This window comes from Microbacterium sp. BDGP8 (assembly GCF_029991045.1).
In the GTDB taxonomy this organism is placed as follows: domain Bacteria; phylum Actinomycetota; class Actinomycetes; order Actinomycetales; family Microbacteriaceae; genus Microbacterium; species Microbacterium plantarum.
In genome coordinates, this window is record NZ_CP120712.1 from 2,240,548 (window position 1) to 2,261,241 (window position 20,694).

Annotated in this window: 22 protein-coding genes and 1 tRNA gene; 13 read left to right on the forward strand and 10 right to left on the reverse strand. The window is 68.8% G+C overall.

The genetic code is table 11. The annotated features are described in order from the left end of the window. Position 1: 1 nt before the first annotated feature. The 3 genes from P6897_RS10915 to P6897_RS10925 form a co-directional block, all read right to left on the reverse strand. The gene (locus P6897_RS10915) at positions 2 to 1,090 is read right to left on the reverse strand and encodes a glycine cleavage T C-terminal barrel domain-containing protein (protein WP_269267606.1); all 1,089 of its coding nucleotides are present in this window, start codon (positions 1,088 to 1,090) and stop codon (positions 2 to 4) included. Beyond that, positions 1,090 to 1,695: an FABP family protein gene (locus P6897_RS10920; protein ID WP_282501227.1), complete on the reverse strand. Its 606-nt coding sequence runs from the start codon at positions 1,693 to 1,695 to the stop codon at positions 1,090 to 1,092. The genes P6897_RS10915 and P6897_RS10920 overlap by 1 nt, the downstream gene beginning before the upstream one ends. 171 nt (positions 1,696 to 1,866) lie before the next feature. After that, complete coding sequence (locus tag P6897_RS10925) at positions 1,867 to 2,157, reverse strand: hypothetical protein (protein ID WP_274178675.1); 291 nt, start codon at positions 2,155 to 2,157, stop codon at positions 1,867 to 1,869. A 108-nt stretch (positions 2,158 to 2,265) separates the two neighbouring features. On the opposite strand from P6897_RS10925, the gene P6897_RS10930 reads away from it, so the two are divergent. From P6897_RS10930 to P6897_RS10965, 8 genes are all read left to right on the forward strand, one after another. Then, positions 2,266 to 2,964 carry a response regulator transcription factor gene (locus P6897_RS10930; RefSeq protein ID WP_112617138.1) on the forward strand — a complete coding sequence of 233 codons (699 nt, stop codon included), beginning with the start codon at positions 2,266 to 2,268 and terminating at the stop codon, positions 2,962 to 2,964. A 50-nt stretch (positions 2,965 to 3,014) separates the two neighbouring features. Further along, entirely contained in the window at positions 3,015 to 5,183 is a 2,169-nt protein-coding gene (locus P6897_RS10935) for an RNA degradosome polyphosphate kinase (protein WP_112617139.1), read from the forward strand. Next, positions 5,180 to 6,118, forward strand: a complete 939-nt coding sequence (locus tag P6897_RS10940) for an NUDIX domain-containing protein (RefSeq protein WP_274178676.1) — start codon at positions 5,180 to 5,182, stop codon at positions 6,116 to 6,118. Before P6897_RS10935 ends, P6897_RS10940 begins: the two co-directional genes overlap by 4 nt. 162 nt (positions 6,119 to 6,280) lie before the next feature. Continuing rightward, positions 6,281 to 7,390: a phosphate ABC transporter substrate-binding protein PstS gene (gene pstS, locus P6897_RS10945; protein WP_274178677.1), complete on the forward strand. Its 1,110-nt coding sequence runs from the start codon at positions 6,281 to 6,283 to the stop codon at positions 7,388 to 7,390. A 79-nt stretch (positions 7,391 to 7,469) separates the two neighbouring features. Continuing rightward, on the forward strand, positions 7,470 to 8,423 hold the full coding sequence (pstC, locus tag P6897_RS10950) for a phosphate ABC transporter permease subunit PstC (RefSeq protein ID WP_112617142.1): 954 nt from the start codon (positions 7,470 to 7,472) through the stop codon (positions 8,421 to 8,423). A gap of 1 nt (position 8,424) precedes the next feature. Beyond that, positions 8,425 to 9,522, forward strand: coding sequence for a phosphate ABC transporter permease PstA (pstA, locus tag P6897_RS10955; protein WP_112617143.1), 1,098 nt, complete (start codon positions 8,425 to 8,427; stop codon positions 9,520 to 9,522). Positions 9,523 to 9,541: 19 nt separating this feature from the next. Then, complete coding sequence (gene pstB / locus P6897_RS10960; RefSeq protein WP_112617144.1) at positions 9,542 to 10,321, forward strand: phosphate ABC transporter ATP-binding protein PstB; 780 nt, start codon at positions 9,542 to 9,544, stop codon at positions 10,319 to 10,321. A 214-nt stretch (positions 10,322 to 10,535) separates the two neighbouring features. Beyond that, positions 10,536 to 11,315, forward strand: a complete 780-nt coding sequence (locus P6897_RS10965; RefSeq protein WP_282501229.1) for a DUF559 domain-containing protein — start codon at positions 10,536 to 10,538, stop codon at positions 11,313 to 11,315. Positions 11,316 to 11,357: 42 nt separating this feature from the next. Here P6897_RS10965 and P6897_RS10970 read toward each other — a convergent pair whose 3' ends face one another. The 4 genes from P6897_RS10970 to sigK all read right to left on the reverse strand — a co-directional run bounded on the left by P6897_RS10970 (position 11,358) and on the right by sigK (position 14,785). Then, positions 11,358 to 12,242 (reverse strand): aminodeoxychorismate lyase, encoded by an 885-nt coding sequence (locus P6897_RS10970; RefSeq protein ID WP_282501230.1) that lies wholly within the window; start codon positions 12,240 to 12,242, stop codon positions 11,358 to 11,360. 337 nt (positions 12,243 to 12,579) lie between these two features. Next, positions 12,580 to 13,218 carry a DNA-directed RNA polymerase subunit beta gene (locus P6897_RS10975; protein ID WP_274178680.1) on the reverse strand — a complete coding sequence of 213 codons (639 nt, stop codon included), beginning with the start codon at positions 13,216 to 13,218 and terminating at the stop codon, positions 12,580 to 12,582. 119 nt (positions 13,219 to 13,337) lie between these two features. Continuing rightward, the gene (locus tag P6897_RS10980) at positions 13,338 to 14,189 is read right to left on the reverse strand and encodes an anti-sigma factor (RefSeq protein ID WP_282501231.1); all 852 of its coding nucleotides are present in this window, start codon (positions 14,187 to 14,189) and stop codon (positions 13,338 to 13,340) included. Then, a complete protein-coding gene (sigK, locus tag P6897_RS10985; protein WP_274178682.1) occupies positions 14,186 to 14,785 on the reverse strand; it encodes an ECF RNA polymerase sigma factor SigK in 600 nt (199 codons plus the stop codon). Before sigK ends, P6897_RS10980 begins: the two co-directional genes overlap by 4 nt. A gap of 245 nt (positions 14,786 to 15,030) precedes the next feature. Here sigK and P6897_RS10990 point away from each other — a divergent pair, with 245 nt between their 5' ends. Then, positions 15,031 to 15,702, forward strand: coding sequence for a fasciclin domain-containing protein (locus tag P6897_RS10990; protein WP_274178683.1), 672 nt, complete (start codon positions 15,031 to 15,033; stop codon positions 15,700 to 15,702). 188 nt (positions 15,703 to 15,890) lie between these two features. Next, positions 15,891 to 15,963 (forward strand) — tRNA-Lys (locus P6897_RS10995). A gap of 17 nt (positions 15,964 to 15,980) precedes the next feature. On the opposite strand, the gene P6897_RS11000 is transcribed toward P6897_RS10995, so the two are convergent. Both P6897_RS11000 and P6897_RS11005 read right to left on the reverse strand, forming a co-directional pair. After that, the gene (locus P6897_RS11000) at positions 15,981 to 16,502 is read right to left on the reverse strand and encodes a hypothetical protein (protein WP_282501232.1); all 522 of its coding nucleotides are present in this window, start codon (positions 16,500 to 16,502) and stop codon (positions 15,981 to 15,983) included. After that, entirely contained in the window at positions 16,499 to 17,035 is a 537-nt protein-coding gene (locus tag P6897_RS11005; RefSeq protein ID WP_282501233.1) for an MFS transporter, read from the reverse strand. Before P6897_RS11005 ends, P6897_RS11000 begins: the two co-directional genes overlap by 4 nt. On the opposite strand from P6897_RS11005, the gene P6897_RS11010 reads away from it, so the two are divergent. Then, entirely contained in the window at positions 16,995 to 17,501 is a 507-nt protein-coding gene (locus P6897_RS11010; RefSeq protein WP_282501234.1) for a LysR substrate-binding domain-containing protein, read from the forward strand. The two genes, P6897_RS11005 and P6897_RS11010, sit on opposite strands and share 41 nt — an antisense overlap. A 42-nt stretch (positions 17,502 to 17,543) precedes the next feature. Here the strand turns inward: P6897_RS11010 and P6897_RS11015 are convergent, their stop codons facing one another. Further along, positions 17,544 to 18,641 carry a LacI family DNA-binding transcriptional regulator gene (locus tag P6897_RS11015; RefSeq protein ID WP_274178686.1) on the reverse strand — a complete coding sequence of 366 codons (1,098 nt, stop codon included), beginning with the start codon at positions 18,639 to 18,641 and terminating at the stop codon, positions 17,544 to 17,546. Between the two features lie 196 nt (positions 18,642 to 18,837). Between P6897_RS11015 and P6897_RS11020 the strand changes: the two genes are divergently transcribed. Both P6897_RS11020 and P6897_RS11025 read left to right on the forward strand, forming a co-directional pair. Beyond that, positions 18,838 to 19,797: a sugar ABC transporter permease gene (locus tag P6897_RS11020; RefSeq protein ID WP_274178687.1), complete on the forward strand. Its 960-nt coding sequence runs from the start codon at positions 18,838 to 18,840 to the stop codon at positions 19,795 to 19,797. Beyond that, the gene (locus P6897_RS11025) at positions 19,797 to 20,690 is read left to right on the forward strand and encodes a carbohydrate ABC transporter permease (RefSeq protein ID WP_274178688.1); all 894 of its coding nucleotides are present in this window, start codon (positions 19,797 to 19,799) and stop codon (positions 20,688 to 20,690) included. Before P6897_RS11020 ends, P6897_RS11025 begins: the two co-directional genes overlap by 1 nt. Positions 20,691 to 20,694: the final 4 nt, after the last annotated feature.

Sequence of the window (20,694 nt, forward strand, 5' to 3'; positions counted from 1 at the left end):
GTCAGGTGCGGCGGCTCAGGCGCGGCAGCCTCGGCGGCGCAGCGGTGCGCCCGGCGTCGGGCGGCACGACGACCTCCTGCACAGCGGCCACGCTCTCGCCGTCCGCGTCCACCACGAGCTCGGCGTCGACGGGCACCGACCGCTTGACGATGGCGAGGGCGATCGGGCCCTGCTCGAAGTGCCGGGCGACCGAGGTGATGCGACCGACCTCGTCGCCGTCGCGGCGCACGACCGCGCCGCGTTCAGGAAGCACCGCGTCGCTGCCGTCGAGCTGCAGGGCCACGAGCCGTCGGGGTGGATGGCCGAGGTTGTGCACCTTCGCCACCGTCTCCTGGCCGCGGTAGCAGCCCTTCGACAGGTGGACGGCGGTGCGGAGCCAGTCGACCTCGTGGGGAAGCGTCATGCCGTCGGCCTCGGTGGCCGCGCGCGGCCGCCACGCGGCGACGCGCAGGGCGTCCGCAGCCCATCGCCCGGCGACACGGCGACGGCCCGCGGCGGCATCGTCGGCGAGCCGGCGGAGGTCCTCGCGGTCGACGATCGCCTCGGCCCAGTCGCGTCCGGCGCCGGGATGCCCCTCACCGGCCGCGTACCCCCACCCTCCGATCGAGACCTCGGGCCACGGGTCGCGCCACACGGCGGACGATGCGAGGTCGGCCACTGCGGATGCCGTTCCGCCGACGACCGCCGTGTCGCCGGAACGATCGACGACCTCGACCCGCAGCCGGAACCGCATGCGCGTGAGCCAGGTGACCAGCGCCTCGAGACGCTCGACGTCGGTGATGAGCCAGGTCATCTCGCCATCGTCGACGACGGATGCCGCGTGCTCTACGTGACCATGCGGGTCGAGCACGAGCAGTTCGGTGCTCTCCCCCGGGAGCAGCTGCGTCAGCGCCTGCGACGTGAGCGAGTCGAGCCAACTGAGCCGGTCGGGGCCCGCGACCGTGACCACTGCACGGTCGCCCAGGGGTGCGACCGCACCGCCACTGTCGAGGAGCTGCTGCTCGCGCATCGGATTGCCGATGTGCGTGAGCCCCAGGTCGTCGCACACCGCTCCGTCGACGCCGGCGAAGGTCGCGCCGTCGCCCGGCATCACTCGGCCTTGGCCAGACGGGCGGACGCGTGCGAGGCGAGCTCGCCGCCGAGCGCCGCGATGTCCCACGCCCAGAGGAGGTGGCCGTCGACCAGCCCGTACATGCGAGTCGCCGCGGTGTACTCCTTCGCCCCCGCCGTGCGGACGACGGCGTCCGTCGCGAGGTCGATGCGCGGCCCGCGGACCTGCCCGAGGTAGAGCTCGCTCACGCCGTCGGAGTGCACGACGGCGACCTCCAGGTCGAAGCCGCCTTCAGCGTTGCGGAGCGCCTCGACGTCGTCGACGGTGCGCTCGCGCCCGGGTGCGGATGCCGGAAGCAGTCCCGGTCCCGCATCCTCGGCTCCTGCCGGACGCGCGACCCTCCAATAGCCGGTCTCGGCGACCAGCGGGCGGTCGCGTGCACCGTTGTCGTCGAGGAGCCAGGCGCTGGCGGAGTAGTTCAGATAGTCGCCACCGTCGTGGCTGAAGCTCACCTGGTGCGCGAACTCGCCGGTCAGATGACCGTCGGCAGTCTCGTAGTCGATGACGCCCGAGCCCTCCCAGACTCCGAGCAGCCACGACAGCGGGACGAGGTCCGCCGGCAGGTCGGTGGGCAGCTCGAGCACGATGTCAGCGCTGGCCGCGGTAGAGGTTCTTCACGACGACACCCGACACGAAGACGATGGCGAGCGACGCCAGTCCGAGCAGGCCCACGTAGAAGATTTCGAGCGCGAGGAGATCCATGTCTCTACTCTATGCCCGCGCGGACCGTTCACGCCTGTGGCAAGCGGTTGCGGTCAGGCTCCGACGAGCGACGCGAGCCCGAACCCGATGCCGATGAAGCCCATGACGAACAGCGCGCCGAGCACGCTCACGGCCACGCGCTCGATGAAGCCGCGCACCCGTCCCAGCGCCAGCTGGACCGCGAAGGCGAGGATCAGGCAGCCACCGAGGGCCACCGGCATCCACATCGCCCGGTCTTCGGCGGGGGCGAGGATTCCCACGAGGACTGCGGCGACGGCCGCGGCGATCCAGACGGCGACGACTCCGACGACGGTGCGCGGAGGTGCGAGATCGGGCGTGGTCACCGTCCCATTGTGGCCCACCATGTCGCGCGGTGCGACGGTGCGCACAGGCCGCACCCAGCGAACGCCTAAGATGAGGTCACGTCCCGGCCGCTCCCGGAGGAATCCCCGTTGGCACAGCTTCTCGTTCTGAGTTCCACGCACGGCGGTGGTCTCGCGCTCCCGGCGCTCGAGCTGCTCAGCCACCGTGTGCGGCAGATCCCCGCCGAACCCGCACAGCTGGTCAACGCCCCCAGCGCCGAGGTCGTCTTCGTCGACGCACGTCATGACCTCGTGGGGGCGAAGTCGCTGTGCAAGATCCTCGGCAGCACCGGCATCGACGCACCGCTCGTGCTCATCGTCACCGAGGGCGGTCTCACCGCCGTCTCCACCGACTGGGGCATCGATGACGTCATCCTCGCGACCGCCGGCCCCGCCGAGATCGACGCGCGCATCCGTCTGGCGATCGGACGTGTCAGCAAGGAGGCGGTCTCGAGCCGCATCCAGACCTCCGGCATCACGATCGACGAGTCGTCGTACTCAGCGAAGGTGCACGGACGGCCGCTCGATCTCACGTACAAGGAGTTCCAGCTGCTGCACTTCTTCGCGACCCACCCCTCGCGGGTGTTCACCCGCGAGCAGCTGCTGAGCGAGGTCTGGGGATACGACTACTTCGGCGGCACGCGCACGGTCGACGTTCACGTCCGGCGACTGCGCGCGAAGCTCGGCGACCTCGAGCAGCTGATCGGCACCGTCCGCAACGTCGGCTACCGCTTCAACGTGTACGAAGACGAGCCGGTTCCCGCCGGCGGCGCATCCGCGCAGAGCTGACTCTCCGCCTCGTTCACCGGCAGGACACGCAGGACTGCCATGATGAGGGGATGATCGACACCGAGGCTCTGGACTCCGGTCTGGGCGACGCCGACGACGACGACTTCGACCCGGCCGTCGAAGACGTCGACGCACAGCTGCCCGACCACCGCTACACCGACCGTGAGATCAGCTGGCTCGCCTTCAACCAGCGCGTGCTCGAGCTCGCCGAAGACCCGACGCTGCCGGTGCTCGAGCGGGCCAACTTCCTGGCGATCTTCGCGAGCAACCTCGACGAGTTCTTCATGGTGCGCGTCGCGGGCCTCAAGCGGCGAATCGTCACCGGCCTCGCGGTACCCACCAACGTCGGCCGAGCTCCGCAGGAGGTGCTCTCCGACATCTCCGCCGAGGCGCACGCGCTGCAGCTGCGCCACGCCGGCGCATGGGGCGACATGGTGCAGCCCGCCCTGGCGGAGGCGGGCATCGAGATCGTCGGATGGGACGACCTCGACGATTCCGAGCGCGGCCGACTGTACGACTACTTCCAGGCGCAGGTCTTCCCCGTTCTGATGCCGCTGGCCGTCGACCCGGCACACCCCTTCCCCTATATCTCGGGGCTGTCGCTGAACCTCGCGATCCGCATCCGCAACGCCAAGACCGGCCGGCAGGAGTTCGCGCGCCTGAAGGTGCCGCCGATGCTCCCCCGGTTCGTCGAGCTGAACACCGGCACGTCGGTCAAGCGCTACCTGCCGCTCGAGGACCTGATCGCGAACAACCTCGAAGACCTCTTCCCCGGCATGGAGATCCTCGAGCACCACACCTTCCGGCTCACGCGCAACGAGGATGTCGTGATCGAGGAGGACGAGACCGAGAACCTGATCCAGGCCCTCGAGGCCGAGCTGCTCCGGCGTCGCTTCGGGCCGCCGATCCGGCTCGAGGTGACCGAGGACATGGACGACGTCACGCTCGACCTGCTCCTCGGCGAGCTCGACATCACCGACCAAGAGGTCTACCGGCTGCCGGGACTGCTCGATCTGCGCGGACTCTTCGACCTCGCGCGCATCGACCGCCCCGAGCTGCGGTACAAGCCCCACGTCCCCACGACGGCGACCGCCTTCCAGCCTGCCGAGCAGAACGGGCGCACCGACTTCTTCGGCGCCATCCGCGCCGGCGACGTCCTCGTCCACCACCCGTACGAGTCGTTCACCACGAGTGTCGTCGCGTTCCTCGAGCAGGCGGCTCGCGATCCCCACGTGCTCGCCATCAAGCAGACGCTCTACCGCACCTCGGGCGACAGCCCCATCGTGCAGGCGCTGATCGACGCCGCCGAGCGCGGCAAGCAGGTGCTGGCGCTCGTCGAGGTGAAGGCCCGCTTCGACGAGGCCGCCAACATCGTGTGGGCTCGCAAGCTCGAGAAGGCCGGTGTGCACGTCGTCTACGGCCTCGTGGGGCTGAAGACCCACTGCAAGCTGCTGCACGTCATCCGCGAAGAGGACGGCACGCTCCGCAGCTACAGCCACATCGGCACCGGCAATTACAACCCCAAGACCAGCCGGCTCTACGAGGACTTCGGCCTGTTCACGAGCGACGAGCAGGTCGGCCGCGACCTGACGCGTCTGTTCAACGAGCTCAGCGGCTACGCGATTGAGAAGAAGTTCAAGCGGCTGCTGGTCGCACCCCTCCACCTGCGGAAGGGGCTGCTTCGGCACATCGACGCCGAGCGCCGCAACGCGCTCGACGGCAAGCCCGCCCACATCCGCATCAAGGTCAACTCGATGGTCGATGAGCAGATCATCGACGCCCTGTACCGGGCGAGCCAGGCGGGGGTGCGTGTCGACGTGTGGGTGCGCGGCATCTGTTCGTTGCGCACCGACCTTCCCGGCGTCACCGACAACATCACCGTCCGGTCGATCCTCGGGCGCTATCTCGAGCACTCGCGCATCTTCACGTTCCACAACGACGGCGACACGATCGCGTACATCGGCAGCGCCGACATGATGCACCGCAACCTCGACCGCCGCGTCGAGGCCCTGGTGCGCGTCGTGGCGCCTGCCCACGTGAAGGAGCTGACGACGCTGTTCGACCTGGCGATGAGCGACTCGACCAGCTCGTGGCACCTCGGTGACGGCGGGGTGTGGACGCGCCACGCGTTCGACGACGATGGCAAGCCGCTGGTCGATCTGCAGGACCGCACCATGGCTCAGGTGCAGCGGCGCCGCCGGGCGCGGGCGGTGCGATGACCGACACCGCGGTGTACGCGGCAGGCGGAGTCGTCTGGCGGTGGGTCGACGACAAGGTCAGGGTGCTGATCATCCATCGCACCAAGTACCGCGACCTCACCCTGCCCAAGGGCAAGGTCGATCCCGGTGAGATGCTCGCCGAGACGGCCGTGCGCGAGATCCGGGAGGAGACCGGCATCTCGGTCCGGCTCGGTCCGCCCGTCGGTGTCTCGAGGTACCACCTGCCGAGCAAGAAGCAGAAGATCGTCCACTACTGGGCGGCGGAGGCGACCGACCTGGCGATCAGGATGTCGACGTTCGTACCGAACAAGGAGATCGCCGCGCTCGAGTGGATGAGTCTGAAAAAGGCTCGCAAAGCGCTCAGCTACCCCGTCGACGTCGAGATCCTCGACGAGTTCGTGCGGCTCGTCGACGAGCGCGCCATCGACACATTCCCCCTCATCGCGCTGCGGCACGCGAAAGCCGTAGCTCGCGAGGACTGGGACGGCGAGGATGCCGCGCGGCCGCTCTCGTCCCGAGGCAAGAAGCAGGCGCACGCGATCGTCGGCCCGCTCGTCGCGTTCGGCGTCCGCCGCATCATCTCGTCCGACGCGCGGCGATGCGTGCGCACCGTGACGCCCCTGGCGGCCGCGATCAGCAAGCGGATCGACAAGTCTCCGCACCTTTCGCAGGACGCCTGGGAGAACGGTCAGGCCGATGTCCGGTCGGTCGTCGGTGATCGCGTGCGCGCCCGCAAGCCGGTCGTGCTCTGCACCCACGGCCCGGTGCTGCCCGACCTCCTCAGCGAGATGGCGCTGGCCACCGGCACCCTGCGCGGGTCGTATCTCGGCAGCGCCTCGTCGCTCGAGACGGGCGCATTCTCGGTCGTGCACCTGCCGCGGGAGAACCCCGGGGCCGGGATCGTCGCAATCGAAACCCACATGCCGAAGGTGTGATCTCGCACGCGATGATCCCCCGATAGCCGCGTCTTTCCGGGGCTGGGGAGCGCCGTTCACCTTCTGTTCACCCCCACAGCGCACTCTCGTAAGGGACGGTGTCTACCGTTCGGGACGAACCTGCACCGGGTTCTCGTCATCAACATGCGAAGGATTCACACAGTGAAGCTCTCCCGACTCGCCCAGCTGGGCGCCGTGGCCGCCGTGGCCTCTCTTGCCCTCGCGGGCTGCGCTGCGAACGAAGGCGGCGCTCCCGACGCCGGCGCCGGCTCGAGCGGCTCCTCGGCCCCCTCCCTCGAGGGCAACCTCGTCGGAGGCGGCGCCTCGTCGCAGGAGGTCGCCGTCCAGGCCTGGACCCAGGGCCTGCAGACCGCCAACCCCGGTCTCACGATCGACTACGACCCCTCCGGCTCGGGCACAGGACGCGAGTCGTTCCAGGCCGGCGCCGTTCAGTTCGCCGGCTCGGACCGCGCGTTCAAGACCGACGAGATCACCGCCGGCCCGTTCGAGGCGTGCGCCGAGGGCTCCGACCTCGTCGAGCTCCCGACCTACATCTCGCCGATCGCCGTCGTCTTCAACATCGACGGTGTCGACTCGCTCAACCTCGACGCCATGACGCTGGCGAAGATCTTCGCGGGCCAGATCACGACGTGGAACGACCCGGCCATCACGGCCCTCAACGAGGGTGTCGAGCTGCCCGCGACCGCGATCACCCCGGTTCACCGCTCCGACAAGTCGGGCACCACCGGCAACTTCACCGACTACCTCGGCAAGACCGCTCCCGACGTCTGGACCGCCGGTTCGGTCGAGGAGTGGCCGGCCCTCGGCGGCGAAGCCGCTCAGGGTACGTCGGGTGTCATCTCGGCCGTCGAGGGCGGCCAGGGCACCATCGGCTACGCCGACGCCTCGCGCGCCGGCGACCTCGGCACCGTCGCGATCAAGGTCGGCGAGGAATTCGTCGAGTACTCCCCCGAGGCTGCTGCCGCGATCGTCGACGCCTCGCCCGAGGAGGAGGGTCGCGCCGCCACCGACATCGCGATCAAGCTCGACCGCACCAGCACCGAGGCCGGCGTCTACCCGATCGTGCTCGTGAGCTACCTCATCGGCTGCGCCGAGTACAAGGACGCCGCGACCGCTGAGATGGTCAAGGGCTTCTTCAGCTACGCCGCGAGCGCCGAGGGCCAGGATGCCGCGGCATCCGCTGCCGGCTCCGCTCCGATCTCGGAGACCCTGCGCACGCAGGTGACCGAGGCCATCGAGGCCATCAAGTAATACGCTCCGGGTGCCCGGTCCGGTTCGCGCCGGACCGGGCACCTCGCGCGGTTCCCGTCCGTCGCACAGAATCGAAGCCATGACCACCACACCCGAGGTCACCCGCACCGGAGCCCCGAAGGCCAAGACCCGAGCGGGCGACCGCTGGTTTTCCGGCACGGCGCTCTTCGCCGGCTCGATGATCCTCGTGACCCTCGCCGCGGTCGCGATCTTCCTGGTCATCCAGTCGCTCCCCGCCTTCGTCGCCACCAACGAAGACGCCTCGATCCTGCCCGACAACTTCTGGTCGTACGTCGGGCCGCTCGTCTTCGGCACCGTCTGGGCAGCCGCGCTGGCGCTGCTCATGGCCGTGCCGCTGTCGCTCGGCGTCGCCCTCTTCATCTCGCACTACGCCCCGCGCCGGCTGGCTCAGGCACTCGGGTACGTCGTCGATCTGCTCGCGGCCGTTCCCTCCGTGGTCTTCGGTCTGTGGGGCATCGGCGTACTGGCACCGGCCGTGCAGCCGATCTACAGCTGGTTCGTCGACAACGTCGGGTGGTTCCCGCTCTTCAACGGTCCGGTCTCGAGCACGGGCCGCACGATCTTCACGGCATCCGTCGTCCTCGCGGTCATGGTCACCCCGATCATCACCGCGATCTGCCGCGAGATCTTCCTCCAGACCCCGACCCTGCACGAAGAGGCCGCGCTGGCCCTCGGGTCGACGCGCTGGGAGATGATCCGGATGGCCGTCTTCCCCTTCGCCCGCAGCGGCATCGTCTCGGCCGCCATGCTCGGCCTCGGGCGAGCACTCGGCGAGACCATGGCCGTCGCCATGGTCCTGTCCGTGTCCGGCGGGGTCACGTTCGCGCTCTTCACGTCGGGCAACCCCTCGACGATCGCGGCGAACATCGCTCTCACCTTCCCCGAGGCCTACGGGACGAACGTCAACGTCCTCATCGCCACGGGCCTCATCCTCTTCGTCGTCACCTTCGCGGTGAACGCGGTCGCGCGCTACATCGTGAGCCGCCGCAAGGAATTCTCGGGGGCCAACTGACATGACCGCGACTCTCACTCCCCCGAGCACGTCGGCGCGCAGCGCTTCGACGAGCCTCACCACGGGGCACCTGCCCAAGTGGGGGCCTTGGGCGATCCTCGGCGCCTCGCTCGTGGTCGTCGGCATCTTCTTCGGCGTCATCGCCGCGGCATCCGGCGATGCGCTCAACGTCCCCGGATGGCTGATCCTGTCGGCCGTGGCATACCTCGTGCTCATCACGGCGGTCTCGGCCGCCGTGGAGGGCCGCCGCAAGTCGGTCGACCGCCTGGTGACCGGGGTCGTCACCGTCGCGTTCCTCATCGCGATGGTGCCGCTCGTCTCGGTGGCCTTCACCGTCATCACGCTCGGCGCTCCCAGCTGGAGCGGCGAGTTCTTCAGCTCGTCGATGCGCAACGTCGTCGGTGAAGGCGGCGGCGCGCTGCACGCCATCATGGGCACGGTCCTGATCACTCTCGCCGCAGCCGTGATCTCGATCCCGATCGGCATCTTCACCGCGATCTACCTCATCGAGTACGGCCAGGGGAAGCGTCTGGCTCAGGGCATCACGTTCCTCGTCGACGTCATGACGGGCATCCCGTCGATCGTCGCGGGCCTGTTCGCCTACGCCCTGTTCGCGCTCTTCCTCGGCCCCGGCATCCGCCTGGGCATCATGGGGTCGGTCGCACTCGCGGTGCTGATGATCCCGGTCGTCGTCCGCTCGACCGAGGAGATGCTGCGCCTCGTCCCCAACGAGCTGCGCGAGGCGTCGTACGCGCTCGGTGTGCCCAAGTGGCTCACGATCGCCAAGGTCGTGCTCCCCACCGCCATCGCCGGTATCACCACCGGTGTGATGCTCTCGATCTCGCGCGTCATCGGCGAGACCGCCCCGCTGCTGATCACCGCCGGCTTCACGGCATCCATGAACTACGACCTCTTCAACGGTCGTATGCAGACCCTGCCGGTCTTCACCTACACCCAGTACATGAACCAGGGCATCCCCGCCGAGGCCTTCGTCGGCCGCGCCTGGGCTTCGGCTCTGACCCTCATCGTCATCGTGATGCTGTTGAACCTCGTGGCGCGCCTGATCGCCAAGTTCTTCGCACCCAAGACCGGCCGCTGACCCGAAAGAAGAAACCTCCGTGTCCAAGAGCATCGAAGTCAACGACCTCAACGTCTACTACGGCGACTTCCTCGCCGTCGAGGGTGTCTCCCTCGACATCGAACCCCGCAGCGTCACCGCCTTCATCGGCCCGTCGGGCTGCGGCAAGTCGACCTTCCTGCGCACCCTGAACCGCATGCACGAGGTCATCCCCGGCGCTCGCGTCGAGGGCAGCGTTCTGCTCGATGGCGACAACCTGTATGGCCCCGGGGTCGACCCGGTGCTCGTGCGCCGTCAGGTCGGCATGGTGTTCCAGCGGCCGAACCCGTTCCCGACCATGTCGATCCGCGAGAACGTGCTGGCCGGCGTCAAGCTCAACAACCGTCGCATCTCGAAGTCGGACGCCGACGCCCTCGTCGAGAAGTCGCTGCGCGGCGCGAACCTCTGGAACGAGGTCAAGGACCGCCTCGACAAGCCCGGCTCAGGCCTCTCGGGCGGACAGCAGCAGCGTCTGTGCATCGCTCGCGCGATCGCGGTCTCGCCCGACGTGCTGCTGATGGACGAGCCCTGCTCGGCCCTCGACCCGATCTCGACGTTCGCGATCGAGGAGCTCATCCAGGAGCTCAAGAGCGACTACACCGTCGTCATCGTCACGCACAACATGCAGCAGGCGTCGCGCGTCAGCGACAAGACCGCGTTCTTCAACATCGCCGGAACCGGCAAGCCCGGCAAGCTCATCGAGTACGACGACACGACGTCGATCTTCACCACCCCGTCCGTGCAGGCTACCGAGGACTACGTCTCCGGCCGCTTCGGGTGAGTCGAGCCCCCGGCTCGTCGTGGGCCGGGTCCGGCAAGGGCCGGGATGCAAGGGATCGTGCGCGACGCGCCGGTGCGAGGACTCCTCGCCCGGCGCGTCGCCGTTTCCGCCTTGCATCCCGGTGCGGCGGGCCGCGTCGGGCGTTCGGGCGGCCGTCGTGCCCGGATGCAAGGGATCCGTGCCGACACCCCGGTGAGGATGCCGTTCGGGCGGGGTGTCGGGGCGAACCGCGGCGGTCGATTCCGGCCGGCTCAGCCGCATCCGGATCGGCATGTACGCTTCCCCCGGCGCGCGCGCCTCGGCCCGAACCATTGCAGCGCACGGCGGCTCGATGGCATGCGTGACGGCCGCGAGGCATCACGGCCTCTGGACCCTCGATGACGACGACGAACCGCACGTATGGCTGAAGACCGGCCAGCGAGCCCACCACCACGGGTCGTGCGGGTGCATCGAGCACTGGGACCGAGATGCACGTGACGCGGCATCCGGTCCTCTTCCCCTCCGGCAGGTGTTGCGCCAGATCCTCGGATGCCGCGGCCCTGAGCGCTTCTTCGTCACGCTCGAATCCGCGCTGCGACAGCGCCGCCTCACGAGGGACGATCTGCGGTGGCTCCGCCGGCACACCCATGCCCGCGGCCGGGAGGCGCTGCGCCTCGCTCGAACGGATGCTGACAGCGGACTCGAGTCGCTCCTGCGGTGGCGTCTACGGAAGCACGGCCTCCGGGTGAGGACGCAGGTCTCCGTCTTCGGAGTCGGCGTCGTCGACGCGCTGATCGGCGACCGGCTCATCGTCGAGCTCGACGGCATGGCCAATCACCACGGCGAGGCGAAGCGCCACAAAGACCTCACTCGCGACGCGAACGCCGCCTCATGGGGTTACGTGACACTGCGCTTCGACTACGCGCTCGTCGTCCACGACTGGGAGCTCGTCGAGTCCGCCGTCCTCGGCGCCCTGCGCTCCCACCCGAGCCTGCAGCTCGCGGCATCCGCCTGATGCCCACTCCACACCTTCGGCCTCGACCGCCGAGACCGGGGGTCAGTCGCGCGGCGAGAGCAGGTAGGCGTTGAGGGATGCCGTGAACTCGGGGTCACTGTCGAGAGCGGCGCCGTCGAGCTCGATGATGGGTGCCGCGAGCCGGACGCTCGACACCAGCCACGCGGCATCCGCACGCCGCAGCTCGTCGACCGGGATCGTCTCGTATGCCGTCTCGAAGCCGCGCTCGGCGAGATGGTCGAACAGGCTCAGCTGCGTCGTGCCGTGCAGGATGCCGCCGTTGGGCGCCGGCGTGACGAACGTGTCGCCGCGCCGCAGAACGAGGGATGCCGTCGGCGCCTCCAGCACGAAGCCGTCGGAGCTGAGGAAGATCGCGTCGTCAGCGCCGCGCCGGTGCGCCTCGCGCAGGGCGGCCATGTTCACGGCGTACGACAGGGTCTTCGCGCCCAGCAGCAGCCACGGAGCCCGCGCCGGCGCATCGATGGAGTAGCCGCGGTCGAGCGTCACGACGCGGACGCCGTGGGTGCGTGCCCGGGTGAAGTCCGCCGCGGCGGATGCCGTCGCCCAGGCCGTCGGGGTCGGTCCGTGCTCGATGCCGCGGCTGAGGATCAGCTTCACGACTCCCTCTCCCGAACCGCATTCGGATGCCGCGACAGCCACGGCCGCCCACCACTGGGCGATGTTCGGCGCCGGCAGGTCGCAGAGCTCGGCGGAGTGCGCCAGGCGCTCGAGGTGCGCCTCGACCTCCTGGGGATGGCCGTCGACCACGCCGATGGACTCGAAGATGCCGTCGCCGCGCTGGGTGCTGAGCTCTCCCACCGTCAGCGCCGGGGCCGCGGGATCGACCGCAGTGAAGGTCGACGCGAAGTCCGACCGGGTGTCATCCGCCGCGAGCGGGTCGATCATCAGCGCGAAACGCAGTGCCATGCGCCGAGCCTACGACGCGCCCGGTGCCGGGATACACGACATCCTGCGCGACACCCCGGTACGGATGCCGCTCCCCGGCGCGTCGCCCGCGGTCCCTTGCATCGCGGCCCGCCCGCCGCCGCCCGCGAGCCCCCTCCAGCACCGGCCGACCACCGGTTTTGTCTACCCCGGGAATGCCCACGTCCGAGGCTCCGTTAGACTGTATGTGCCGGGCCGCAGTAACCCCGGGCTCCATCTTCAGCCGCTGCGAGCGGCCACGCGCCGAGAGGCGTTCTGCGGCCCGGCACTTCTCTTTTCCGGGGTCTTTGCCGGCTTTTCTCCGGACGCCGGCGCTACCTCAGGTGAGAGCCTCGCGGCGCCACAGCCCCGCGCACGAGCCCAGGTCGTCGGCGTACGTGCTCAGGCGCAGGGCGCGTGCGGTCAGCGCCGACGAACGGTCGGGTTCGCTGACGTCGTGGTCGTCGGCCACCGAGGTCGCTCCGGCGGATTGCACCCGGCAGAACGACGCGGCCCGTTCGAGCGCGACGGCGAAGTCGCCGCGGAAGACGCCGCGCATGATCACGTCGATGAGGGCCACGAGCTCTTCCGGCCCCGCCGGTGTGGGGGCCCCGGCGATCACTTCGTCGGCAGAACGCAGCACGATCCGTCCGCGTTCGTAGAGCAGCGCGGCCGTGCGCGGGTCGCGGTGGATCATCAGCTGCAGGAGGTACAGCCGCCAGAGCGCGCCCGGCAGCGACTTCGCGGGCGATCGCGACCACAGCTCGGCGACGGTGTCGATGCCGTGCTCGGCGGTGAATCCGACGAGGCGGTCGACCACGGCGTCGCTCGGGTCTTCGCGCACCCGCGACAACAGGGCACCCGCCGTCGCGTGGGCGACGCGAGACACCTCCGCCGGATCTTCACCCGCGAAGTGCCGATCGAACTCGTCGGCGGGTCGCCGAACGGGCTTGTGGTAGTCCCGGGATCCGTCCGTCATCATTCCAGGCTAAGCGAGAGCGGCAGCCCTCCGGCCCTCGCGGGCACAAGCTGGAAACGACGAAACGGCCGGCCCACGCGGGGCCAGCCGTTCCGCTGCCGGATAACGGGGTCGGGCAGTCAGGCGCTCGTCGGGATCGCGACGATGGGGTCGGTGGTGGGCAGGCCGCTCGGCGACCCGCCGCTCTGCTCGATGGTGAGGGCGATGACGTCCTCAGGCTGCATGTCACCCTCGAGAAGCATGGCGGCCGAACCGTCGCTCGATTCGAACGCGCCCGCCGGGATCGGCGCGCTGCCGCGCACGAACCATGCCTCGTACGACTGGTCGTCGGCGATCTCGGGCAGGCCTTCGGCGACGAGCACGACGCCGTCGACGCTCGGCGACCAGTGAACAGTGGCTTCGCCGCCGTCCACGAGTTGTGCGGTGCTCGACTGGGCGTCGTCGGAGCGCTCGATCTGTGCGAGCACGCTCTCGGCGGACGGCGCGCGCATGCCCTGCGTCAGGGTGCCGACGCCCCAGCCGATGCCGACGAGCAACGCGATCGAGGCGGTCAGGGCGAACAGGCTGCGCGTCCAGTTGCGACGCTGCACCAGCTGCACTTCCTCGGTCACGGGAGAGCCGACGGAGTAGCCGGATGCCGCGGCCCGCGGGTCGTCGTCTTGGAGCTCATCCGCCGGGTCGGCGACGTCGTCTTCGTGGCGCGGCGCTTCGACGGGTGCGGAGGTCTCGGCCTGCGGCTCGACGGCTTCGGGCGCACCGATCTGCGCGAGCAGGCTCGCTTTCAGGCCCGGCGGGGGCGTCACATCGGCGACACCTTCCGACAGCAGAGCCGCCGCTGCAGCATCCGCCTCGACCAGGGGCATCCACTCGGGGTGCGCGTCGAGGGCCTCGCGGTAGGCGAGCTCGTCCTCAGGCGACAGCGCTCCGAGCGCGTACCCTGCCGAGAGCTCGGCGAATGTCTGTTCGTTCACGATGTCACCCCCATTGCACTACGGAGCTTGGTCAATCCATCACGCATCCGTGTCTTGATCGTTCCGAGCGGCGCTCCCACCAGCGCTGCGATCTCGCTTTGACTGTAACCCCCGTAGTAGGCGAGGGTGATGGCCTCTCGTTGCGCCTCGGGTAGAGAGCTGAGAGCCCGAGCGACGCGCCGTCCTTCGATGCGCAGCTCCACCTGTTCGGCGACGCCTTCGGGCTGTGTCGCCATCTCTCGGTAGCCCGCACGTACATCGCGATCGCTGCTCGCCTGCGACGACCGGACTCGGTCTACCGCTCGGCGGTGGGCGATCGTGAGAACCCACGATCTTCCTTGCCCCTTCTTCGGAGCGAACGTCGAAGCGGATTGCCACACCTCGAGGAAGACCTCCTGGAGCACTTCCTCGCTCTGCGCGCGGTCGACCAGCACGCGCAGGATGAGTCCGAAGACCCGCCCCGACAGGGTGTCGTACAGGCGGGCGAAAGCACTGTGGTCACCGTCGGCGCAACGCTGGATCAGCTCCGCGACGTGATCCGTCGACGGCCCGTCGTCGGGCACGTCCATTCCATCTATGACCATCGCTACCAGCATGCCGCATCCTCCGACCTGTTCCCGGATGCAGCGCCGACCTGTTATCGGTTCTCTACCTGCCGCACTTCGCGGCCACGGCCGTCACGGCATCCGTGTCGCCCTTCTTCGTATGAGAGGGGTGCTTCGGATGCCTGAAAACTCGGTTTCGAACTTTCTTGAACTTTTTCCGATCCGATCGGTGGGGGCCTCCGAAGAACCCTCGACGCCGGGGACGGACCCACGGCGGAGAACACACGGAGGCAATCATGCTCAGCACCAAGAAGAAGTTCACTGCTGCCCTGGCCCTCGGCTTCGCCGGAGCCCTCGCTCTGTCGGCCTGCTCGTCGGGATCGGGTGACACCATGACCGAGGAGACCGAGGCCCCCTCGTCGTCCGCCGCTCCCATGGAGACGGCTTCGCCCGACGCTTCGATGGACCCGGCCGCCAACCTCGTCGGCCCCGGCTGTGCCGACTACGCCGCAGCCGTTCCGGACGGATCCGGCTCGGTCGCCGGCATGGCTCAGGACCCGGTGGCCACCGCAGCCTCGAACAACCCGCTGCTCACCACCCTCGTCGCCGCCGTCAGCGGACAGCTCAACCCTGACGTCGACCTCGTCGACACGCTGAACGGTGACGAGTTCACCGTCTTCGCTCCCGTCGACGACGCTTTCGCGAAGATCGACCCCGCCACCATCGAGTCGCTGAAGACCGACTCGGCGACCCTCACGTCGATCCTCACCTACCACGTCGTGCCCGGCCAGATCGCGCCCGACGAGATCGACGGCACCCACACCACCGTCAACGGTGCCGACCTGACCGTCACCGGCTCGGGCGACAACATCATGGTCAACGACAGCGCCGCGGTCATCTGCGGTGGCGTCACGACGGCCAACGCCACGGTCTACCTCATCGACACGGTGCTGATGCCCCCGATGTGACCCGAACAGCCGCGGTGAGGGGTTCCCGCGGCACGGCCTCGGTATCTCCGTGGCCGAGGCGAAGCCGCCGGTGCGAGCACACCGGCGGCTTTGTCGTGCCCGGACGGATGTCGGCGGGTCGGGATGTCGGCGGGCGCCGGGGTCGTCGGTTCGGAGCCTCCCCCGCGGCTACTAAGCTGGGAAGCTCAGGGCCTCTAGCTCAGTCGGTAGAGCATCGGACTTTTAATCCGCGGGTCGTGGGTTCGAGCCCCACGGGGCCCACCGTAAACTCCCCCGCATCAGCGGACGACACCGCTCCCGCGAGTCGGTCCGCGCCCGACGATGCCGACAAAGCCCGCGCCCAGCGCGAGTGCACTCGCCGACAACAGCAGGGCGACCACCCCGACGCTCTTGATGACCCATCCGCCCGCCGCGGCACCAAGCGCGATCGCAGCGGTGAAGACGCCGACATACACACCGGTGACGTGCTCGCTACGATCAGGCTCTGCCGCCGTCATCCACAGCTGCCCACTGACGGACAAGCCGCCGTAGGCCGCTCCCCACAGTGCGACCGCGATACCGGCGACGACCCCGCTCCCGCCGAAGAAGGCGAAGACCACCAGAGCGACCGTGATGCCGCCCGAAAGAAGCAACACCGTGACGACGGGGCGCCGGCCCGCCGCGAATCCGGCAGTTAAGTTTCCAATCAGTCCGAAGACGCCGTAGAGCAAGAGCAGCCCTGCGATGGATGTCGCCGTGAGGCCGGACAGCGTCTCGAGGGCGGGTCGGATGTAGGTGTACGCGGCGAAGTGCGCCATCACGACCAGACCGACGACGATGAGCCCGGTGATGACGCTCGGACGCGCGAGCGACCGGCGCGGCCCCGGCGCGGTCCCCCCCGTCGGCCCAGCACCGGCAGCAGAAAGATGAGCCCGGCGGCGACGAGGACGGCCAATGCGGCGAGCACTGCGAACGCGACCCGCCAGCCGAAGGCGTTCCCCACGACGGTACCGAGCGGCACGCCGAGCACAGACGCCGACGCGACGCCGCCGAGTGCGAAGGAGACCGCCAGGGCGACACTGCGCGGCGCCACCAGGCGCGCAGCGATAGCCGACGCCATGCCCCACACCACGCCCATCCCGATGCCGAGGACGACACGCGCGATCATCAGCATCGCAAAGCCGTCCGCGACGGCCGTGAGGACGTTCCCGAGGGCCAGCACGATCATCGCCGCCGCGAGGACCTTTCGGCGATCACGGTCGCCCAACAGCCGCGGAGCGAGCGGGGATGCGACCGCGGACAACAGCCCCGCGGTGATCGCCGAGCTCCCTGTCCACGAGCCCGAGCTCACCATCGGATTCTCCTTCCCACCGCAAGACCAGTTCGTCGCGATCAACGCCGACCACCCGCTCGCCGGACGCCAGGCGCTCGATCTGGAGGATCTCGCCAGCGTGAACTTGCTGCACCGCCTCGGCGATGCACCGGACTACTGGAAAGCCGCACGCACACCGGCGACCACCCCGGCCGGCACACCCATCTCGTCGTCGGCCGGGATCACCAGCGTCGGCCAAGGAATGAGCCTGGTCGCGTCCGGCCCGCACGCCATGCTCGTGTGTCGGCCGCTCGTCGAGAAACACCAGCGCAGCGACATCCGCTTCGTCCCCGTCCGCGGGCTCGAGGAGACCAGTCAGATCGCCCTCGTGTGGCGCTCCGACCGCACGACTCCCGCGCTCCGAGCGCTCGCGAGCCTTCTCGACAGGGCCGCGCGGCCCGAGCATGCTGCCGTCACACCCTCGAGCGTGCCCGCGCGTATCGCCTGACGACCCGGGGCGTTGGGGAACGGAATGCCACGAAGAACGCGGTCAGCGCTGCACTCGGGCCGTGCTTGCACGGACCACGAACTCCACCGACGGCAGCTGCACGGCCTCAGGTTCTTCGCCTTCAACCAGAGCGACAAGCGCATGCGCACATGCTCTACCCCAGGCGATCACGTCCTGACGCACCGTTGTCAGGGGCGGCACGATGTACGGCGCGAGCGGGATGTCGTCGAACCCGACGATCGACAAGTCACCAGGCACGGTCAGCCCGCGGTCGATGGCGGCCGACATCCCGGCGATGGCCATCAGGTCGTTGGCGTAGACGATCGCCGTCGGAGGATCCGACAGATCAAGTAGCTCGTGGGTCGCCGAGGCCCCCGCCGCACCGGTGAAATCGGCGCTGACAGCAGGCCCGGGGGGCAGCCCCAGGTGCGCCATCTCCTGCTCCCAGGCCTGCCGGCGGACGTGGGAGTGGATGTAGCGGTCCGGGCCGCCGACATGCGCGATCCGTCGGTGCCCGAGGGCACTCAGGTGGCGCACGGCGCGCCGCACGCCAGCGGCGTCGTCCAAGCCGATGGGCGCTATGTCGCCACTCGCGGGACCAGCTGGCCCGACCATGACGAACGGCATGCCGAGGCGCGTCAACTCATCGGGACGGGTGTCGTCCATACGCAGGTCGCCGAGGAAGACGCCATCCACCCGCGACTCGCGCGCGAAGCTGACATACGCCGCGTGCTCGGCATCTTCGCTCTCGACCACCTGGAGCATGAGCGCATAGCCGATGCCCGACAGGCCGCTCTCGACGCCAGCGATGAACTGCGGAAAGAAGGGGTCGGTGCTGAACAGCTCGGGCTCGCGACGCACGACGTAGCCCAGAGCCTGCGCACGGCTGCGCGAGAGGGCACGCGCACGCGAATCAGGGCGCCAGTCGAGATCGGCCGCAGCCTGCAGGATGCGCTGACGAGCGGTGTCGCCCACACCGCCGCGTCCATTGAAGACGAACGACACGGCGCTCTTCGATACGCCCGCGCGCGCGGCGACGTCGCCGATGGTCACCTTGCGCTCCCGATGCTCGCCGCGGGAGGGGCGGGGCCGACCCTCGGGGCTCTGCGAAGCAGCCGGGCCTGGCGGGGGCGTGGTCATCGCTCCATCATAGCGCGCGTTTTAGCGCTCTTTTAGTACGGATCGACCGCGTTGATCCGCGTTCTGGTGCGGCGGCGACGCGTTCGCGCCCGGGAGTTGACCTACGGGAGACAAACCGGTTTACTACCATCGTCGGGATGCCTGCCGTCCACCCAATACCGACGGCGCACGCGACTCGAGAATGAGGAGTGCCGCGATGACGCGCGTAGCAGACAGGGTCTCCGATCCGACCGGCGTCGTCTCGCCCCGGACGACCGCAACACCGCGACGGAAGCGACGAGTGCATCGCTGGCTCGGCGAGAATCCGATCGGCCTGCTGTTGAGCAGCCCCTATGTCGCCTTCGTCGTCGTCGTCTTCCTCGTGCCGTTCTGTTTCGGCATCTGGATGTCGTTCCACGAGTTCTTCTTCACCGCCCCCGGCGTCGCGGTCCCGCATCCGTTCGTCGGATTCGACAACTTCGCCACGGTGCTCGCCGACAGCCAGGTGCGGCAAGCGTTCCTGAACCTGCTGATCTTCCTCGTCATCAACGTGCCGCTGACGGTCGTGCTCGGTCTGCTGCTCTCGAGCGGCCTCAACGCCGTCGTGCACTGGAAGGGTTTCTTCCGCGTCGCCTACTACATCCCCTACGTCACCGCGTCGGTCGCGACGATCGCGGTGTGGATCTTCTTGTTCAACGGCAACGGCGTCGTGAACGCGCTACTCGGCAGCCTCTCTCCCGACCCGACATGGCTCGCGAATCCGACGATCATCATGCCGCTGATCGCGGTGTACGTGACGTGGAAGAACCTCGGCTTCTACATCCTGCTCTATCTGGCCGCACTGCAGAACGTGCCCGAAGAGCAGTACGAGGCCGCGCAGCTCGACGGTGCCGGCCGCTGGCAGCGCTTCCGCTCGGTCACCCTGCCGGGAGTGGCTCCGGTGACGTCACTGGTCATTCTGCTGTCGATCATCACGACCGGCCAGATCTTCACCGAGCCGTACCTGCTCACCGGCGGTGGGCCCAACGGCGCCTCGCTGACACCGGCTCTGCTCATGTACCAGAAGGGCATCCAGCAGGGGCAGCCCGACATCGCCGCCGCGATCGGCATGATCCTCGTCGTGGCCGTGATGCTCGTGTCGCTCGTGTCGCGACGCCTGACGGAGAGGAAGAACTGATGACCACCGAGGCTTCCCTTCCCACAGACGCACGAAGGACGCGCGCCGGAAAGCCCGGCGGTACGCGTGTCCTCGCCGCGCTCCGCTTCGGCGCGCTCGGCGTCGGCGCCCTCGCCGCGCTCGTCCCCTTCTACTACATGGTCATCGGGGCGCTGCAGCGCGAACGCGACACCAGCCTGTTCGGCCTGCTCCCGCTTCCGGGCAACCTGACGCTCGACAACTTCACCGAGGTCAACGAGTCGATCAATCTGCTGCGCTCGCTCGGCAACTCGCTGATCATGACGGCCGGTGTCGTCGGCTGCACCCTCGTGTTCGGCCTGCTCGTCGGCTATGCGCTGTCGATCCTCCAGTTCCGCGGTCAAGGCCTCGTGTTCGCCCTCGTGCTGCTGGTGCAGGCGATCCCTTTCCAGCTGCTGATGATCCCGCTTTACGTCATGGTCGTGCGCTACTTCAACCTCGCCGACAACTACATCGGCATGATCTTGCCGTTCGCGATCAACTCGGTCGCGGTTCTGATCTTCCGCCAGTATTTCCTGCAGATCCCGAAAGAGATCTTCGACGCCGCTCGCATCGACGGGGCGAGCGAGATGCGCATCCTGCGCTCGATCGCGGTGCCCCTCGTGCGCCCCGCAGTGCTGACCGCCATGCTCGTGACCTTCATCGGGCCGTGGAACGAGTTCCTGTGGCCCTTCCTGGTCACCAAGAACGCCGACCTGCAGACCCTCGCCGTGAGCCTGGCCAACTTCTCGCAGTCCAACGGCACCTTCCTCGCCAACCCGATGGGTGCCGTACTCGCCGGAGCCTGCGTACTGGCCGTGCCGGTCGTCGTGCTGTTCCTGCTCTTCCAGCGCCATTTCACCTCGGCGAACCTCGGGTCCGCCGTCAAGGGCTGACGCA

Bases quoted from the DNA above. Each gene is read 5' to 3' on its own strand.
- P6897_RS10915 (WP_269267606.1), bottom strand. From the start codon at position 1,090: ATGCCGGGCGACGGCGCGACCTTCGCCGGCGTCGACGGAGCGGTGTGC.
- P6897_RS10935 (WP_112617139.1), top strand. From the start codon at position 3,015: ATGATCGACACCGAGGCTCTGGACTCCGGTCTGGGCGACGCCGACGAC.
- P6897_RS10940 (WP_274178676.1), top strand. From the start codon at position 5,180: ATGACCGACACCGCGGTGTACGCGGCAGGCGGAGTCGTCTGGCGGTGG.
- pstC (WP_112617142.1), top strand. From the start codon at position 7,470: ATGACCACCACACCCGAGGTCACCCGCACCGGAGCCCCGAAGGCCAAG.
- pstA (WP_112617143.1), top strand. From the start codon at position 8,425: ATGACCGCGACTCTCACTCCCCCGAGCACGTCGGCGCGCAGCGCTTCG.
- P6897_RS10970 (WP_282501230.1), bottom strand. From the start codon at position 12,242: ATGGCACTGCGTTTCGCGCTGATGATCGACCCGCTCGCGGCGGATGAC.
- P6897_RS10975 (WP_274178680.1), bottom strand. From the start codon at position 13,218: ATGACGGACGGATCCCGGGACTACCACAAGCCCGTTCGGCGACCCGCC.
- sigK (WP_274178682.1), bottom strand. From the start codon at position 14,785: ATGCTGGTAGCGATGGTCATAGATGGAATGGACGTGCCCGACGACGGG.
- P6897_RS10990 (WP_274178683.1), top strand. From the start codon at position 15,031: ATGCTCAGCACCAAGAAGAAGTTCACTGCTGCCCTGGCCCTCGGCTTC.
- P6897_RS11005 (WP_282501233.1), bottom strand. From the start codon at position 17,035: ATGGTGAGCTCGGGCTCGTGGACAGGGAGCTCGGCGATCACCGCGGGG.
- P6897_RS11015 (WP_274178686.1), bottom strand. From the start codon at position 18,641: ATGACCACGCCCCCGCCAGGCCCGGCTGCTTCGCAGAGCCCCGAGGGT.
- P6897_RS11020 (WP_274178687.1), top strand. From the start codon at position 18,838: ATGACGCGCGTAGCAGACAGGGTCTCCGATCCGACCGGCGTCGTCTCG.
- P6897_RS11025 (WP_274178688.1), top strand. From the start codon at position 19,797: ATGACCACCGAGGCTTCCCTTCCCACAGACGCACGAAGGACGCGCGCC.